Source organism: Halorubrum sp. CSM-61, from assembly GCF_003781945.1.
GTDB lineage: Archaea > Halobacteriota > Halobacteria > Halobacteriales > Haloferacaceae > Halorubrum.
The window spans coordinates 1-16,681 of the sequence record NZ_RJJW01000009.1 but is presented as its reverse complement, the minus strand read 5'-3'; the positions used below and the strand labels follow the sequence as shown (position 1 = coordinate 16,681).

Here is a 16,681-nt window from a genome sequence, read left to right as displayed (position 1 = left end):
TCCCTACTTCCCGTCCGTCGGCCGGAAGGCGACGAGCGGCTCCCCGTCGGTGTCGCGTTCCTCGACGCCGACCGCGACCCGGTCGCCGATCGCGACGGCGTCGGTCCCGGGTTCGACCCCGCGCAGGACGCCCGTGAGCCGGACCGGTCCGAAGTCGACGATCGCGTTCGCGTAGGGGGTGTCGTCGGCGAACCGCGGCCCGGCGACGTGGACGACGCTGTGCGTCTCGACGCTCCCCGTCTCGGCGAGCGGCTCCTCGGCGAGCGCCGCGGCCCCGCACTCCGGACACACCCGGCGCGGGGGAAGCGACCCGTGTCCGTCCGGGCAGACGAGGGCGTACCCCTCGCCGTCCGCGAGGGCGTCGAGCCACTCGTCGTAGCCGGCGTTGTCCGCCGGCGCCGGGGCGTCGTCGCTCATTCGGCCACCTCCAGCACGTGAACGACCGCGCTGGCCACCGTCCCGCCCGCGTTGTGCGCGACGCCGACCTCGGCGTCGGCGACGTGCTCGCTGTTCGGGTGGTCGCCGCGCAGCAGTCGGGTGAGCTCCGCGATCTGCGAGCCGCCGGTCGCGCCGACCGGGTGCCCCTTCGCCTTCAGCCCGCCCGAGAGGTTCACCGGGAGGTCGCCGTCGGCGGTCGTGATCCCATCGTGTGCAGCCCCGATCCCCTCGCCGGGCTCGAAGAGGCCGAGCGACTCCAGCGCGAGCACCTCGGCGATGGTGAAGCAGTCGTGGACCTCCGCCACGTCGACCTCGTCCGGACCGATCCCGGCGTCGGCGTAGGCCGCGTCGGCCGCGTCGTCGGCGGCGGGCGTGCGAGCGAGGTGATCGCGGTCGGCGAGCGCCATCCGGTCGGTCCCCTGTCCGGTCCCCGTCACCGCGACCGGGGCGTCCACGTCGTTCTCGGCCGCGTACTCCTCGGAGACGATCACGAGCGCGCTCGCGCCGTCCGTGATCGGGCAGGCGTCGTAGAGGTGGAGCGGCTCGGCGACGGGCGGGGCTTCCAGCGCCTCCTCGACGGACACCTCCTCGCGGTACTGTGCGTACTCGTTGGGCACCGCGTTCGCGTGGTTCTTCGCGGCGACGTGCGCCAGATCCTCGCGGCTCCCGCCGTACGCGTCGAAGTAGGCGGTCGCCATCAGCGCGTACGCGCCGGGGAACGTCACCCCGGCCCGCACCTCGAACAGGTCGTCGGCGGCGATGGCGAGCCCCTCGGTCACCTCGTCGGTCGGGAGGTTGGTCATGCGCTCCATCCCGCCGGCCAGCGCCACGTCGGCCTCGCCGGCGCGGACGGTCCGGACCGCCTCGCGGACCGCGACGCCGGCCGAGGCGCACGCCTCCTCGTAGCGCGTCGCCGGGCAGTTCACGCCGGCCGCCTCGGCCATCAGCGGGGCCTGATGGCCCTGGTGCTCGGCGAGCGCGCCCATGAAGTTGCCGTAGTTGAGCTCCTCGACGTCCTCGCGGGGGACCCCCGCGTCCTCGAACGCCCGTAGCGCGGCGGTCGCGAAGAGGTCGCGGCCGGTCCGGTCCGGGTGGCTCCCGAAGCGCGTGAGCCCGACTCCGGCGACGCGTACGTCGGTCATACACGAACGATGATCGGGGACCGGTTTATCCCTGCCGGAACCGGTGGAGGACCGTCGATATCGAGGTCGCCGGGCTGTTCGCTGTACCGCAGGTCGCTACCCGATGTACCGCAGGTCGTCGTCCGGCACCGCCGGCCCGTCCTGCATCTCCTGGATCTTGCCGACGACCTCCTCCATCTCCTCGGCGCGGTCCTCCAGGCTCTCGTAGTCGACGGCAAACTCGAGGCGGTCCGCGAGCACCTCCAGCACCGCCTGCGCGCTCTTCGGGTCGACGAGGTAGCCGCTGGTCTCGCCCATCAGGCAGGCGGCGTCGAAGCCGCGTCGGCCGCCGAGCCCGAGCACGAGCCCGGAGACGCCGACGATGCCGCCCGCGGGCTCGTCCGGCCGGAACTCCACGCCGACGTCCTTCAGCTCGTCGACGAGGTCGCCGTTAGAGACCGCGCCGAGCACGGTGTACTCCTCGACGAGCTCGCCGGTCGGCACGCCGCCGAGCGCGTACGCGCGGGTCGCGCCGAACTCCTCGGCGACGTCGAGGAACGTCGTGGTGAGCGTGTAGTGGCCCTTGTTCGACCCGGCCTGGTGGTCGCCGGTCAACACCAGCAGGTCGGCGCCGTCGGTCTCGACAGCGTGGAACTCCGCGCAGGTCAGCTCGGCGACGCCGTCGCCGTCGACGTTCACCTGCGGCGGGAACTCCGTGGTGTAGACGCGGCGGACCAACTCGCCGTCGAACTCCTCTAAGAGGTGCTCGGCCGCGAGCTTCCCCACGTGGCCGACGCCCGGCAGCCCCTCGATGAGCACCGGGTCGTCGAGCTCCGGCGTCGCGACCTCGTCGATCTCGATGTCGTCCATACCGGGGTACTCCGGGCGGCGCTCACAAGAGGGTGGCTATTCCGGCGTTGGGGTCGGGACGGCACCGAGCCTCCGACGGGTCACTCGGAGCCGCGACGGCGCCGCGCCCGGCGTCGATACTCTCCGTAGGGATCTTCCGGGCTGAACGGCGCCGGCGCGCTGTTCTCGGTCGCCCCGTCGCACTCCGGGCAGCGGTCGCCGAGCGCGTACACCGGGCGGTCGTGGGCGGTCTCCCAGTTCGCACAGACGCGGATGTCGGATTTCACGGGTTCGGGGTGGAGGGGGTAAAACCGGTGGGGGACGAACCGCTGGCGACTACTCGTCGTCCTCGCGGCGCTCGCGGTGGAACTCGCCGGCGCCGCCGGCGGCCTCGATGGCCTCGCGGGCGCGGGCCGCGGCGGCCTCGAGCTGGGTCTCGGCCGTCTTGTAGTCGGGCGCGCGGACCTTGATCCGGTACTCGGGCGAGCCGACGTAGCCGACCTCGAGGTCGACGCCGTCCGGGACCTCGCCGTTGCCCTCGGCCGCTTCGAGGGCCTCCTTCACGTCGTCGACCCCGTCGGGGGCCGCGGACTCGAGGTCGACGTAACCGGTCACGTCGACGTACGGGACCGAGACGTTGTCGCGGGCGGCCTCGACGACCGCGTCGAGGGCGTCGTCGTCGATCTCGACGTCCTCGAGCGCCTCCTCGCCGCTGATCGCGGCCGCCTCGAAGGCGTCGTACAGGGAGTCGTACTCGGCGAGCAGCGCGTTGGCGACCTCGGTGTAGCGGTCGTCTTCGACGTCCTCGCCGAGCGCGATCAGCATCCAGTTGTCGGCCTTCTGCGAGTTCTTCCAGTCCTGTATCTTGTCCTTGCGCTGGTGTTCGTTGACGTCTTTGATCGAGAGATCGATCTGGTTCGCCGACTCGTCGACGTCGAGCACCTTCGCGACGACCGTCTGTCCCTCGCGGACGTGGTCGCGGACGTTCTTGATCCAGCCGGAGGCGACCTCGCTGATGTGACAGAGGCCGCGCTTGTCCTCGTACTCGTCGAGGTCGACGAACACGCCGAAGTCGGCGATCTCGTCGACGTCGCCGACCACTAACTCGCCGGGTTCGGGCCAGCCGCTGTACTTCATACGGGGGTAGTGAGGCGGTTACCGCGCCTCAACGGTTTCGACGATCTCGCCGTGGAGCTCGGCCTCCCCGCCGGTCGGGGTCGCGAGGGTCGTACCGCAGACCGCACACGACACCGTCGAGGAGGCGTTGCCGAAGACGACCTGTTCGTTCTCGCAGTCGCCGCAGGCGACGCGGTGGAAGCTTCCCGCCATGCTTACTCCTGGAACGTGAGCCGGCCGGCGCGCCAGCCCTCGCGCATGTGGGCCTTGCCGCAGTCGCCGCAGCGGTACTTCAGGTGGGTCTTCTTGGTCGGCTTGTCGCCACCGGGCACCTTCGAGTACCCGCCGGCGTTGCCGATCGTCGCGAGCGCGCGGCGTCGCTGGCGCGCGTCGCGTTTCATTCCGGTCGCCCGACCCGATCGAACCTTCTCCACTTCGTGCTCCTGGTGGGAGTCACAGTGTGGACAGTACGTGTTGAAACGACGTGGCATCTCCATGGATATCGACCTTGAATCGCGGTTCGTCGCCGACGCTTAAAACGGGTTTGGTCTGGCTCGGGGGCGGCGGGACGCGCTCCGCGTCACCCTCTCTCCCACTCCGCGACCGCCCGCACCGGCGACCCGTCCCCCCCGCGGAGCCGGAGCGGGAAGGCGTACAGCCGGAACCGCGTGGGGAGGTCGTCGAGCCCGCACAGGTTCTCGACGATCGGCAGAGAGTCGCTCAGAAGGGCGTCGTGGGCGGGGGTGCCGTCAGGCTCGTCGCTCGCGGCCGTGACGTCGCTCCCCGACCCGGAGGCAGTCGGGTCCGGACCGAACGTATCGAGCCCGACGCCGACCCCTCGGTCCCGACACCACGCGGCGGCCGCCTCGGTCAGGTAGGGGTGGTCACGGTACCGGTCGGTTCCCCAGCGGGCGGCCCAACCGGTCCGGAGGACGAGGAGGTCGACTGCGTCCCCGAGCGTGCCACTTCCGTCTCCGACGGCCCCTGAGAGCGCCTCGGTCCCTATTGCTTCCCGCGGCGCCAACGCCCGGAGGTCCACGAAACGGGCGTCGAACGCGAACCGACCCGGATCGGCCTCGTCGATCGTCGTCCCGTCGGAGAGCGTGTGTCGCGGCGCGTCCACGTGAGTCCCCGCGTGGGTCCCCGTCCGAAGCTCGCCCGTCGCGTAGCCGTCGGCCTCGTGGGTCGCGTCGGGCGCGAGCGTCACCTCGGGGTCGCCCGGATACGTCGGCATCCCCGTTTCGATCGGTCGCGAGAGGTCGCGGAACACGGCCGGAGATGAGGGCCGCGACGGGTAAAATCCGGCGAGAGCTGCGCCGCCCTCAGTGCTCGACGAACTCCACGAGCACCCCGCCCGTCGAGCGCGGGTGAAGGAAGGCGACCTCGTGGCCCCACGCACCCGGTCTCGGCTCCTCGTCGACGAGGTCGATCCCGAGGTCGCGAGCGCGGTCGAGGGCTCCCGAGATGTCGTCGGTCGCGAGCGCGACGTGGTGGATCCCCGGCCCCTCGCGGTCGAGGTAGTCGGCGATCGCGCCGCCTTCGGTCGGTTCGAGCAGCTCGAAGTAACCGCCGTCGTCGAGTTCGAGGAAGACGACCTCCATCCCGTCGAACGTCTCCTCGTGGGCGATCGGCGCGTCGAGCAGCCCGTCGAACAGGTCGGCGAGGTCGGCGGCGTCGCGCGTCGCGACGCCGACGTGGTCGAATCGCATGCGCCTCGCATCGAGCGCCGGCGACTTATAACGACCGAGGGGCCGAGGAGACGGATCCCTCCCGCTCTCCGCCCGGACCCAAAGGTTTGGGTACGAGCCGGGTGAAGGAGAAAGGGAACCGTCCAGTGAGCGACTCACAGACCGATCCGTCGACGGCGCAGATGTCGTCCCGGAACATCCTCGACTCGCTGCTCGAGACCGGGCTCCACGAGATGCATCGGGACCGCTTCGGGCTCCTGCTCTCGGGGCTGTCGGCGGGGCTCGACATCGGGTTCGGCCCGCTGATAATGGCGGTGGTCCTGACGCTCTCGCCCGGGAGCTTCGGCGATCTGGGGACCGAGCTACTGCTCGCCAGCGTCTACTCCATCGGCTTCATGTTCGTGATATTGGGCCGCTCGGAGCTGTTCACCGAACACACGACGCTAGCGGTGATCCCGGTGATCGACCGGCAGGCGTCGCTCCGAGATCTGGGCCGGCTCTGGGGGCTGGTGTACGCCGGGAACATCGTCGGCGGCCTGTGTTTCACCCTGCTCGTGACCCTGTTGATGCCGGAGCTCGGCGTCGTCGACCCGCAGTCGTTCGAGACGATCGCCTTGAAGCTCGTCGATCACGACCTCCCGTGGCTGTTCGTCGGCGGCGTCTTCGCCGGGTGGCTGATGGGGCTGCTGGCGTGGCTCGTGACGGCGGCGCAGGACACGACGAGCCGGATCCTCCTCGTGTTGATCGTCACCGGGACGATCGGCCTCCTCCACCTCCCGCACTCGATCGCGGGCAACGTCGAGGTGCTGTTCGGACTGCTCGTCTCCTCCGCGATCACGCCGGCCGATTACGCCGCGTTCCTCGTGTTGGCGACGATCGGCAACGCCTTCGGCGGCGGGGTGTTCGTCGCGCTGCTGAAGTACGGGCACGTCGTTCGCGGCGCGAACTGAGGCGACGGGAGCGGTCGGTGGGGAGACCGGTCGCTCGCAGTCGATATTTAAGTGCGTTCCCCGGGAAGCGGAACGACATGGAGCTCTCCAACACCGAGTCGATCGCGGGCAGGGAAGTGGTCGAAACGCTCGGCGTCGTCCGCGGCAACACGGTCCGTGCACGCAACGTCGGCCGCGACATCACTCAAGGTCTCCGCAACCTCGCCGGCGGCGAGCTGAAGGGCTACACCGAGCTGATGACCGACGCTCGCAATCAGGCCCAAGATCGCATGATCGAGGAGGCCGAGGAGCTGGGTGCCGACGCCGTGATCAACGTCCGGTTCACTACCTCCTCGATCGCCGACAGCGGCGCGGAGATCCTCGCGTACGGCACCGCGGTTCGCCTGCGGTAGGCCGGCGGCCTTACGGAGAATCGAGGAGAAAGCCTCGCGCTTCAGCGCGGTGAGGATGTCAACGACCCGGCTTGTACTCGCCGAACTCGTCGCGGAGCACGTCAGACACCTCTTGGACCGTCGCGTACGCCTTCACGGCGTCGACGATGTGCGGCATCACGTTCTCGGAGCCCTGCGCGGCCTCGCGAAGCGACGAAAGCGCGTCGTCGACGGCGTCGCCGTCGCGGTCGGCCTTCACCTCCTGAAGGCGCACGCGCTGGTTCCGCTCCTGTTCCGGGTCGACCTCTTCGAGGTCCATCTCCGGCTCCTCGTCCACCTCGAACTCGTTGACGCCGACGATGACGCGCTCGCCGTCCTCGATCTCGCGCTGGCGCTCGAAGGCCACGTCCTGGATCTGCCGCTGGACCCACTGGCTCTTGACCGCCTCCAGCATGCCGCCGCGGCGGTCGACCTCCTCCAGTATCTCGAAGGCGTCCTCCTCGATCCCGTCGGTGAGGTTCTCGACGTAGTACGAGCCCGCGAGCGGGTCGATCGTGTCGGCGGCGCCAGACTCGTGCGCGAGGATCTGCTGGGTGCGGAGCGCGGTGCGGACCGACTGCTCGGTCGGGAGCGCCAGCGCCTCGTCTTTCCCGTTCGTGTGGAGGCTCTGGGTCCCCCCCAGAACGGCCGCGAGCGCCTGGTACGCCACCCGGACGACGTTGTTCTCGATCTGCTGGGCCGTGAGGGTGGAGCCGCCGGTCTGGGTGTGGAACTTGAGCTGCTTCGATTTGGGGTTCTGGGCGTCGAACCGCTCGTCCATGATCTGCGCCCACATCCGGCGGGCGGCGCGGAACTTCGCGGCCTCCTCGAAGATGTTGTTGTGCGCGTTGAAGAAGAAGGAGAGCTGCGGGGCGAACTCGTCGACGTCGAGCCCGGCGTCGATCGCGGCCTCGACGTACTCGATCCCGTTGCCGAGCGTGAACGCGACCTCCTGTGCGGCGGTCGAGCCCGCCTCGCGGATGTGGTACCCCGAGATGGAGATGGTGTTGAAGCTGGGGGTCTCGGCGGCGCAAAAGTCGAAGATGTCCGTGATAAGGCGCATCGAGGGCTCCGGCGGGTAGATGTAGAGGTTCCGCGCGACGTACTCCTTCATGATGTCGTTCTGGATCGTCCCCCGGAGATCCTCTCTGGGAACGCCCTGCTCGTCCCCCATCGCGACGTACATCGCGAGGAGGACCGCGGCGGGGGCGTTGATCGTCATCGACGTGGACACCTCGTCGAGCGGTATCCCGTCGAAGACGGTCTCGAAGTCGTCCAAGGTGTCGATGGCGACGCCCGAGCGACCCACCTCGCCCTCGGCCATCGCGGCGTCGGAGTCGTACCCCATCTGAGTCGGGAGGTCGAAGGCCATCGAGAGCCCGGAGGAGCCCTGATCGATGAGGTAGTTGAAGCGCTCGTTGGTCTCCCTCGCAGTGCCCATCCCCGCGTACTGGCGCATCGTCCAGAGCCGCCCGCGGTGCATCGTCGAGTAGACGCCGCGCGTGTACGGTTCCTCGCCCGGGTTCCCCAGGTCCTCGCGGTAGTCGTGATCGGCCACGTCGGCGGGCGTGTACAGCGGATCGACCTCCTGCCCGCCCGTATCCGTGGTGAACGACTCCTTGCGCTCCCCGAACCGGTCGACCGTCTCGCCGTAGGTCCCCTCCTCCCACGACTCCTTGGCGTCCCGGATCGCGTCCAGTTCCTCAGGATCGTACATTGGTAAACGGGTCGCGCGAGCGCGACTTAACACTTTTCGGGGGCTCGGGGGGCGTCGTCGTTTCCGTCCCTCTCGAACGCCACGAGCGCCCCGAACCCCCGCCGACGGTCGGTTTCAAGTGTCGTCCGGTCGAACGCGGGCCATGGACGTTCTCCCCGACGCCACGGAGCGCTTCCTCGCCGCGACGGCGCCCGAGCACACCGCGACGCAGGCGGAGATGGCGGCCCTCGCGGACGACTGGGGCTTTCCCATCATCGGGCCGGAAGCGGGCGCGGTCCTCCGGCTGCTCGCCCGCCTGACCGACGCCGGGAGCGTCTTCGAGTTCGGCTCCGGCTTCGGCTACTCCGCGACGTGGTTCCTTCGGGGCGGCGCCGACGCCGTGGTCTGCACCGAGTTCGACGAGGAGGAGGCCGAGCGCGGCGTCCGGTTCGCCGCCGACGGCGGCTACGCCGACAGCGTCACTTTCGAGGTCGGCGACGCGATGGAGACGGTCGAGCGCTACGACGGCCCCTTCGACGTGGTCCTCATCGATCACCAGAAGCACCGGTACGCCGAGGCCTACCGCGCCGTCCTCCCGAAGGTCCGGACGGGCGGCGTGATCGTCGCCGACAACGTCACCAGAGGGCCGATCGACTTCGGCGACCTCGTCGCGCACTTCGAGGACGGCGCGCCCCTTCCCGACTCCGAGATCGACGGGGAGACCCGCGGAGTCGGCGAGTACGTCGGCACCGTGCGCTCCGACGACGCCGTCGAGACCGCGATCCTCCCGGTCGGCTCCGGGCTCGCGGTGTCGACGAAGGTGGAGTGAGGAAGCGGCGTCGCAGCTATTTATAAACGGAGTTGCGGTGGCGCACCCCGGTGAGCGGCCCGGAGGGCCGCGAACCGACGGTGCGAGGGAGTCGCTGGCGCCTTATAAGGCGCCAGCGACGAGGCTGGGGAGGCGTGAGGCTGCGGTGCTGTGCGGGGAGGGGTTCAAAGGGGCAGCCGCGAGGGCGACGCCTGACGACGCAAGCACCGCAGGAACGAGCGGAGCGAGTGACGAGGAGCGCAGCGAGTCACGCGAGCCGTCGCGGCTGGGGCTTTGGAGGTGTTCATCGTCGATCCGGCACCAACAACTTATAAGCGAGCGACGGGGGCCTTGTCGATCTCCGTCGTCGATCCACGGTCAGCTATTCCTATTTATAAGTGATCAACATCTTCAACACTCCCACACCCAGCCGCGTACGACACCACGTATCGGCCGAACCTATTCGGGCCTCGCTCCCGAACCACGACCCGATGAAGGTGGGGCTCATCTCGGACGTGCACGCGAACCTGCCCGCGCTCGAAGCCGTCCTCGACGACATGCCCGCGGTCGACCGGGTCGTCTGCGCCGGCGACGTGATCGGGTACAACCCGTGGCCGGCCGAGTGCGTCGAGCGCGTGCGCGAGGTCGCGACCAAGACCGTCCGCGGCAACCACGACCGCACCGTCGGAACCCCCGAGCGCTACCGGGCCAACCGCATGGCCGAGGCGGGCCTCGAACACGCGAAGGCCTCGCTGTCGGACGACCAGCGCGCGTGGCTCGACGGGCTCCCGCGCACCGAGACGTTCGCGGGCGGCCGGTACCTCCTCGTCCACTCCCACCCAGCGGCCGAGCGCGAGGACGCCTACGTCTACCCCGAGGAGTTCCCGACCCTCGACCGCCACATGGGCGAGTACGACGGGATCGTGCTCGGACACACCCACGTGCAGGGGACGCGCGCGGTCGCGGGCGACGTCGTGGTCAACCCGGGGAGCGTCGGCCAGCCGCGCGACGGCGATCCGGACGCGGGGTACGCCGTGCTCGACGCGCAGACCGGCGAGATCGACCTCCGGCGCGTCGCGTACGACGTCGATCGCGTGAGCGAGGCGGTCGCCGACGCGGGGCTCCCCGAGCGGACCGCCGCGCGGCTTTATAAGGGGGAGTGACGGGAGCGGGGCGGGCGACGAGCCGGTGCCGGCATTGAGCGGCCGACCGAATCACGGCCAGACGCCCGCCACGAGGAGGGCGTTCCGGGCCGCGGTCGCGAGCGACAGGACGCCGACGCCGGCGCACATCAGCGTCGCGACGAGCCGGCGGGTCCCGCCCGCGACCGCGACGGGGATCCCGATGATGACCATCCCGGCGGCCTTGGTGAGCAGCATGCCGGGAAGGAGGCCGAACGTCGCGATGAACGCGGCGCCGACCGGTGACCCCTCGACGTACTGGCCGCCGGAGATGGCCGCGTACGTCGAGGCGATGTCGGCGACGGCGCCGACGAGGAGGAGCGCGACGGCGGCGGCGAGTCGTGATGGCACTGCCACAGCGCACGTGATAATCCGTAATAAGCTTCCGGGGAGCGTCGGAGATCGAACGACGCGGCCCAGTCGGGCGCTCCGGCCGAGCGAACACGGGCTGGCCGCGACGCGCGCACAGCACGGCTCCTTTTAAACCGGCGCGACGCGTACGATCCGGTAATGAGTTCGTCCGATGACGAGTACGAGATCGCGGTTGTCGGCGGCGGCCCCGCTGGGCTGACGGCCGCGCTGTACGGCGCCCGGCTCGGGCACGAAACGGTGCTGATCGACCGCGGCGGCGGGCGCGCGGCGATGATGGCCGACACGCACAACGTGATCGGCGTCACGGAGGAGACCTCCGGCAACGAGTTCCTCCAGACCGGCCGCGAACAGGTGCAGTCGTACGGCGGCGCGTTCGAGCGCGGCTTCGTCACCGACGTCCAGCGCACCGACGACGGTCGGTTCCGGCTCTCGACGACCGACGCCGAACTCCTCGCGGACCGCGTCGTGCTCGCGACCGGCTTCTCCGACGAGCGCCCGGACCCGCCGCTCCCGCGGACGGGCAAGGGGCTCCACTACTGTCTCCACTGCGACGCCTACATGTTCGTCGACGAGCCGGTGTACGTGATGGGCCACGGCGAGGCGGCCGCCCACGTCGCGATGATCATGCTCAACGTGACCGACGACGTGGATCTCCTGACCCGCGGCGAGGAGCCGACGTGGAGCGACGAGACCGCGGCGCAGTTAGAGGCGCACCCGATCGACATCGTCCGCGAGGGCGTGACCGGCGTCGAGAACGACCCCGACTCCGGCTGGCTCGAGGCGCTGGAGTTCGAAGACGGGGCCCGCCGCGAGTACCGCGGCGGCTTCCCGATGTACGGCTCCGACTACAACACCGCCTTGGCGGAGGGGCTCGGCTGCGACCTGACCGAGGGCGGCGAGATCGACGTCGACGACCACGGCCGCACCAGCGAGGACGGCGTGTTCGCGGTCGGCGACGTCACCCCCGGCCACAATCAGGTGCCCGTCGCGATGGGACAGGGCGCGAAGGCCGGCCTCGCGATCCACAAGGAGATCCGCGAGTTCCCGCGCTCGAAGGAGGCGATCGAGGCGGACGGCCCGGTCGGACCCGACGAGGTGCCCGCCATCTCGCCGGAGCTCATGGCGACCGCCGTCGCCCACGAGGGGCACGCGGACGGTCCGCGCGAGGAGCGGATCGAGGCGGACGCGGAAACGCAGACCGCCGACGACGACTGACCCGACAGTCCCGCTGTTCCCGCGTGACGCGTCCCGACTCGCGGTCGCGCGGAAGCTCCGTCGGTCGGAGGTAACGTGCGAACCGTGACGACGCGATAGGTGACCGTCAACTGCTTGCATTCTCCGGGTGGACGCTTATTCGGTTATCTTTCGTCTTCTCCTCCGAGGAACGAATCATGTCAGAGAAGGATCCAGGCTCGGACGACACGGAGGCCGGAGAGAACGCCGTAGAAAATCCTGAGGGCGCGTCTGAAGCCGATAACGGAGGCGAAGGGAGTCGGAGCGAGATGACGGACGAGGGGTCGGACCGAACGGGAACGAGCGGCGACGAGGAGGGCGTCGACGAGCGGAGCAAGCAGCGCCAACTCGACGACGTGCGCGAGAACCCGGACGGAGAGGAGTTGACGACCGACCACGGCCTCAAGATCAGCGACACGGACAACTCGCTGAAGGCCGGCGAACGCGGGCCGACGATCATGGAGGATTTCCACTTCCGGGAGAAGATGACGCACTTCGACCACGAGCGCATCCCGGAACGGGTCGTCCACGCCCGCGGGACGGGCGTTCACGGCTACTTCCAGCCCTACGAGGACCCGGACCTCGGCGAGTACGACGACGTCTCCGAGCTCACGAAGGCCTCGGTGTTGACCGATTCGGACCAGAAGACGCCGGTGTTCGTTCGCTTCTCGACGGTCGTCGGCTCGCGCGGCTCGGCCGACACGGTCAGGGACGTCCGGGGATTCGCCACGAAGTTCTACACCACCGACGGCAACTGGGACCTCGTCGCCAACAACATCCCGGTCTTCTTCATCCAAGACGCGATGGAGTTCCCGGACCTCGTCCACGCCATCAAGCCCGAACCCGACAAGGAGATTCCGCAGGCGTCGGCGGCTCACGATACGTTCTGGGACTTCGCTTCGCTGAAACCGGAGATCACGCACATGATCCTGTGGGTCCTCTCGGGGCGCGCGCTCCCCCGGGCCTACCGCATGATGGACGGCTTCGGCGTCCACACCTTCCGGCTCGTGAACGACGACGGCGAGTCCGCGTTCGTCAAGTTCCACTGGACGCCCACGCTCGGCGTGAGTCAGCTGGTCTGGGACGAGACGCAGAAGATAGCGGGCAAGAACCCCGACTTCAACCGGAAGGACCTCTACGACGTCATCGAGGCGGGGTACGAGCCGGAGTTCGAACTGGGCGTCCAGATATTCGACGAGGCGCAGGCCGAGGAGTTCGACTTCGACGTCCTCGACCCCACGAAGCTCGTTCCCGAGACCGAGGTCCCGGTTCGACCGCTCGGCAAGATGGTCCTGAACGAGACCCCGGACAACTTCTTCGCCGAGGTCGAACAGGTCGCGTTCCATCCCGGGAACGTCGTGCCGGGCGTCGACTTCAGCAACGACCCGCTGCTGCAGGGCCGGCTGTTCTCCTACCAGGACACGCAGATCAACCGCTTCGGGGGCGCGAACTGGGACGAGATCCCGATCAACCGATCCCTCGCCGAACGGCACAACAACCAGCGCGACGGGTTCATGCGCAAGGAGATCAACGACAGTAAGGTCTCCTACAAGCCGAACTCCATCGGCGGCGACGACCCGCGGGAAGTTCCCGAGAGTGAGGACGGATACGGCCATTTCGCCGAGAAGATCGGCGGGGAGAAGATACGCAACCGCAGCGAGAGCTTCGGGGACCACTTCTCGCAGGCGCGGCTGTTCTGGAACTCGATGACCGAACCCGAGCGGGAGAACATCGTCGACGCCGCCCACTTCGAGTTGGGCAAGGTCGATCGCATGGAGATCCGCGAGCGGATGGTCTACGACCTGTTCAACAACGTCGACCACGAGTTCGCTCGGCGGGTGGCGGAGGGAATCGGCGTCGAGCCGCCCGAGGAGCCGGGCGAGGAACTGCCCGATCACGACGCCGAGGACCCGACGCTGAGCATGAACAAGCGCGATGTCGACACGATAGAGACGCGGAAAGTCGCCGTCCTCGTCGACGACGGCTTCGACAGTGACCACCTCGAAACCGTCGTATCGACGCTCGAAGACGAGGGCGCCCGGGTGAAGATCGTCTCGAAGGTGCTCGGCGACAGGGAGAGCGCGGGCGGCGACTCCGTCGAAGCGGACGAGAGCCACTCGACGACCGGCTCTATCCTCTTCGACGCCGTGTTCGTCCCCGGCGGCGAGGACAGCGTCGACGCCCTGCTGGAACAGGGCGACGTCAGACACTTCCTCGCGGAAGCGTTCAAGCACAAGAAGCCGATCGCCGCGCTCGGCGAGGCGGTGGAGCTGTTCGAGGCGGTGGACCTGCCGGACGTCGACCTCGCAGGCGACGACGGCGGACTCGTCGCGGACCGGGGTGTCGTCACCAGCCGCGGCGCCGGAGATCTCGACGAGTTCGCCCAGCAATTCAGGGACGCCATCGCCGCACACCGACACTGGGAGCGCGAGGAAACGGAAGTGCCCGCCTGATAAACCGGAGGTCGCGGACCGACTGCCGGTTTTACGGAGAATCAAGGAGAAAGCCTCGCGCTTCAGCGCGGGGATGAATCCGACAATTCTCTCCAGTAACCACGAACTTCTGGTCGGGTGTTTTAACTGAGTGATCGTTGTATTAATAGTTATCCGAGGCGGTCTATCCGCCCACTTAATCGGACAATATCGGGATTCCCGACCACACACAGAAAGCACCCTTTCTGTTGTAGTGTTCGGGTACAGTAAGAAGTACCTCTGAATCCCATRCCGGGATAGGAGTACCGGCTGATTGGCACAGYCWGTGGCGGTCACCGGGACAGCYACAAACCGTAAACACCCCAAACCAGCGGTTCGGGACCGTGGGAATCTTCGCCCTTCAGGGCGGAGAGGATGTCAACCCCTCTCAGGATTTTCCGAGCGAAGCGAGGAAAATCGCCGGCCGGGACTCCCGCGAGCGAGCGTAGCGAGCGAGTGGGAGTACGGGCGGCGCACTCACTTCGTTCGTGCGCCGCCCGGGATTTGAACCGGAGGAAGACGGTCCGGGCGTGCGGCGCTTCGCGCCGTTCCGGGCTGCGACTTCCAGGGTTTGAACCCGGGCCATGAGCTTGGAAGGCACAGGTCGCGCCTTCGGCGCTTTTCGGACATTCTGAGGCAAATTACGCCCCTTTCCGCAGATTACGACTCCGTATTGGTTCTTACACTAACTATCTGGTTTAAAGTATCGGAACAACCTGGTACCGCATTTCCCAGAAATCCGGTCTATACACTAAAAATCGGTAGTTAGTACCCATTCCATATCTCTGATATATTCTCATCGAGTCGGGCTACTATCCCGGTTCGTAGGGGATACACATACCTTCATTCGTTCAATTCAGATGAAGGATACACCGCACAAGCCTATAGGTGTCGGGAGATCAGCTGGGATACCCCTATCGTTACCGCGATCAGAGATCCAATCACAGCGATAACTGCCCAAATACTACCATCACCCTGTACAATCATCACTAGCATGCCTCCTCCGGCGATGACCATGGCTACGGTGGTCAAGATAATTCGTGTATTTGGTTCGCCAGAACTTTCCATATGTTCATCTTGTATCAACTGCTTAAAATTCTTGGTCAGTAAGCGCATCTACCTAACGGCGATTTCAGTAGAAGACCGTCGAATAAATAGAATCTCAACGGGTCTCCACTAATCTAGTTCTTCGACGAGCGCAGCAACCGCCTCGTCGACGAGATCGCTGTCAAGGCGACCTTGCCAGAAGTCGATATCTTCGTGGTCGATTGATTGGACTCCCCACGGGACAATCCGACTCACATCCGGGATCCCACCACGAAGCCAACTCCCACCAGGAATGTCGATCAGGCCGTCCATCCAGGATTTCGACGTCAACGTGAGCGCGGTATACTGCTCGCCGTGGAACGGACGGCCTTCATGATTCGAGAGAATGAGCCAGGGCCGAGCATCTTCCTCGCCTTTGAACGGATCATCCCCGTAGACGACGTCGCCACGCTCGAAAATCGGTCTCTCTTCGTCGGTCACTGTTCGTCCTCGACGCTCGGATGCGGTTCCTCGGGTGCGTGTTCGCGCCAGGACTCCTTGTCCTCTGTCCCGAGTCGCTGGTTGAACAGGGCGGTCGCTCGTTCGTACCCGCTGTATCCGTCGAGTCGCTCTGTGTCGTCGGTTATCGCCCAGTACGTCGCTTTGTGTTCGACGAGATCCCGGTCTTTCAGTCTCGAGAGCGCGGTGCTGACCGCGCCCTCATCGAGACCGATCTGAGAGGCGATTTCGCGGGCCTTGAACGCGCGATCATCGTTGGCCGCGAGAAATCCGAGAACCTGATCGGGGACGGAAAGTTCCTCGAGTTCGTCCTCGCTCGTCTTCTCGAAGGTATCTCGGTCGATGGACATCGTTGAACAGAAATACGGAGCCAACCGTAATGAGTGTTAGGTATGAAAGCGACGAAATTGCTGAAGGGAATACTCCGCCCCTAGCCTCGTCGAAGCAGTTCGAGAATCGTATACCTTGAGACGGCCAGTCTCAACTACTATGATCGTTGAGTACACCGTAACTACCTACCGGTGGTTTCGTAACCCAAAAATGACGAAACCAATACCCAGAATCTCAGCCAGAACATTCTCATTTTCGAGCAATTATATCGGGTGACAGAGACGGATTACCTCATCGAGCATCCGTCTTTAGTTAAGTCTCACACCTCGGTTGTGTAGCGGTAGCGAGCGTCTCTTGTAAGATTGGTCGTTGCTGGTGGATCTTTTGAGCGTCTTCGATCAGCCGGTCGAGCAGCGGCGGCGGTGAGTAGCCGAGGAACTCACCGAGTTCGTGGAGAATGAGCTGGGCGTGCG

19 protein-coding genes and 1 pseudogene are annotated in these 16,681 nt (G+C 67.1%); 6 read left to right on the top strand and 14 right to left on the bottom strand.

What is annotated here, in order from left to right:
• Positions 1 to 3 precede the first annotated feature (3 nt).
• The 9 genes from EDM04_RS14730 to mce all read right to left on the bottom strand — a co-directional run bounded on the left by EDM04_RS14730 (position 4) and on the right by mce (position 5,233).
• On the bottom strand, positions 4 to 417 hold the full coding sequence (locus EDM04_RS14730; RefSeq protein WP_123623411.1) for a Zn-ribbon domain-containing OB-fold protein: 414 nt from the start codon (positions 415 to 417) through the stop codon (positions 4 to 6).
• A complete protein-coding gene (locus EDM04_RS14725; RefSeq protein WP_123623409.1) occupies positions 414 to 1,580 on the bottom strand; it encodes a thiolase domain-containing protein in 1,167 nt (388 codons plus the stop codon). Before EDM04_RS14725 ends, EDM04_RS14730 begins: the two co-directional genes overlap by 4 nt.
• A 96-nt stretch (positions 1,581 to 1,676) precedes the next feature.
• Complete coding sequence (locus EDM04_RS14720) at positions 1,677 to 2,429, bottom strand: proteasome assembly chaperone family protein (protein ID WP_123623407.1); 753 nt, start codon at positions 2,427 to 2,429, stop codon at positions 1,677 to 1,679.
• An 80-nt stretch (positions 2,430 to 2,509) separates the two neighbouring features.
• Entirely contained in the window at positions 2,510 to 2,695 is a 186-nt protein-coding gene (locus EDM04_RS14715; protein WP_123623405.1) for an RNA-protein complex protein Nop10, read from the bottom strand.
• Between the two features lie 49 nt (positions 2,696 to 2,744).
• Positions 2,745 to 3,545 (bottom strand): translation initiation factor IF-2 subunit alpha, encoded by an 801-nt coding sequence (locus tag EDM04_RS14710; protein ID WP_123623403.1) that lies wholly within the window; start codon positions 3,543 to 3,545, stop codon positions 2,745 to 2,747.
• Positions 3,546 to 3,563: 18 nt separating this feature from the next.
• Entirely contained in the window at positions 3,564 to 3,737 is a 174-nt protein-coding gene (locus tag EDM04_RS14705) for a 30S ribosomal protein S27e (RefSeq protein WP_123623401.1), read from the bottom strand.
• 2 nt (positions 3,738 to 3,739) lie between these two features.
• Positions 3,740 to 4,021: a 50S ribosomal protein L44e gene (locus tag EDM04_RS14700; protein ID WP_053771189.1), complete on the bottom strand. Its 282-nt coding sequence runs from the start codon at positions 4,019 to 4,021 to the stop codon at positions 3,740 to 3,742.
• An 83-nt stretch (positions 4,022 to 4,104) separates the two neighbouring features.
• Positions 4,105 to 4,794: a cyclase family protein gene (locus tag EDM04_RS14695; protein WP_123623399.1), complete on the bottom strand. Its 690-nt coding sequence runs from the start codon at positions 4,792 to 4,794 to the stop codon at positions 4,105 to 4,107.
• Positions 4,795 to 4,846: 52 nt separating this feature from the next.
• Positions 4,847 to 5,233 carry a methylmalonyl-CoA epimerase gene (gene mce, locus EDM04_RS14690; RefSeq protein WP_123623396.1) on the bottom strand — a complete coding sequence of 129 codons (387 nt, stop codon included), beginning with the start codon at positions 5,231 to 5,233 and terminating at the stop codon, positions 4,847 to 4,849.
• Positions 5,234 to 5,358: 125 nt separating this feature from the next.
• Here mce and EDM04_RS14685 point away from each other — a divergent pair, with 125 nt between their 5' ends.
• Positions 5,359 to 6,162, top strand: coding sequence for a formate/nitrite transporter family protein (locus EDM04_RS14685; RefSeq protein ID WP_123623394.1), 804 nt, complete (start codon positions 5,359 to 5,361; stop codon positions 6,160 to 6,162).
• Between the two features lie 77 nt (positions 6,163 to 6,239).
• The gene (locus tag EDM04_RS14680) at positions 6,240 to 6,554 is read left to right on the top strand and encodes a YbjQ family protein (protein ID WP_123623392.1); all 315 of its coding nucleotides are present in this window, start codon (positions 6,240 to 6,242) and stop codon (positions 6,552 to 6,554) included.
• Positions 6,555 to 6,612: 58 nt separating this feature from the next.
• Here the strand turns inward: EDM04_RS14680 and EDM04_RS14675 are convergent, their stop codons facing one another.
• A complete protein-coding gene (locus tag EDM04_RS14675) occupies positions 6,613 to 8,289 on the bottom strand; it encodes a methylmalonyl-CoA mutase (protein ID WP_123623389.1) in 1,677 nt (558 codons plus the stop codon).
• A gap of 142 nt (positions 8,290 to 8,431) precedes the next feature.
• Here EDM04_RS14675 and EDM04_RS14670 point away from each other — a divergent pair, with 142 nt between their 5' ends.
• Together EDM04_RS14670 and EDM04_RS14665 are read left to right on the top strand one after the other, a co-directional pair.
• Positions 8,432 to 9,097, top strand: a complete 666-nt coding sequence (locus EDM04_RS14670) for an O-methyltransferase (RefSeq protein ID WP_123623387.1) — start codon at positions 8,432 to 8,434, stop codon at positions 9,095 to 9,097.
• Positions 9,098 to 9,567: 470 nt separating this feature from the next.
• The gene (locus EDM04_RS14665) at positions 9,568 to 10,239 is read left to right on the top strand and encodes a metallophosphoesterase (RefSeq protein WP_123623385.1); all 672 of its coding nucleotides are present in this window, start codon (positions 9,568 to 9,570) and stop codon (positions 10,237 to 10,239) included.
• Positions 10,240 to 10,290: 51 nt separating this feature from the next.
• Here the strand turns inward: EDM04_RS14665 and EDM04_RS14660 are convergent, their stop codons facing one another.
• Entirely contained in the window at positions 10,291 to 10,608 is a 318-nt protein-coding gene (locus tag EDM04_RS14660; protein WP_123623383.1) for a hypothetical protein, read from the bottom strand.
• Positions 10,609 to 10,767: 159 nt separating this feature from the next.
• Here EDM04_RS14660 and EDM04_RS14655 point away from each other — a divergent pair, with 159 nt between their 5' ends.
• Together EDM04_RS14655 and EDM04_RS14650 are read left to right on the top strand one after the other, a co-directional pair.
• The gene (locus EDM04_RS14655) at positions 10,768 to 11,844 is read left to right on the top strand and encodes an NAD(P)/FAD-dependent oxidoreductase (protein ID WP_123623381.1); all 1,077 of its coding nucleotides are present in this window, start codon (positions 10,768 to 10,770) and stop codon (positions 11,842 to 11,844) included.
• A gap of 176 nt (positions 11,845 to 12,020) precedes the next feature.
• Positions 12,021 to 14,315 carry a catalase gene (locus EDM04_RS14650; protein ID WP_123623379.1) on the top strand — a complete coding sequence of 765 codons (2,295 nt, stop codon included), beginning with the start codon at positions 12,021 to 12,023 and terminating at the stop codon, positions 14,313 to 14,315.
• Between the two features lie 1,194 nt (positions 14,316 to 15,509).
• Here EDM04_RS14650 and EDM04_RS14645 read toward each other — a convergent pair.
• The 3 genes and pseudogenes from EDM04_RS14645 to EDM04_RS14635 form a co-directional block, all read right to left on the bottom strand.
• A complete protein-coding gene (locus EDM04_RS14645; RefSeq protein WP_123623377.1) occupies positions 15,510 to 15,860 on the bottom strand; it encodes a type II toxin-antitoxin system PemK/MazF family toxin in 351 nt (116 codons plus the stop codon).
• Entirely contained in the window at positions 15,857 to 16,228 is a 372-nt protein-coding gene (locus EDM04_RS14640) for a helix-turn-helix domain-containing protein (RefSeq protein ID WP_094530790.1), read from the bottom strand. The genes EDM04_RS14645 and EDM04_RS14640 overlap by 4 nt, the downstream gene beginning before the upstream one ends.
• 292 nt (positions 16,229 to 16,520) lie before the next feature.
• Positions 16,521 to 16,681 (bottom strand): annotated as a pseudogene (locus tag EDM04_RS14635) (IS4 family transposase); the annotation flags it as partial.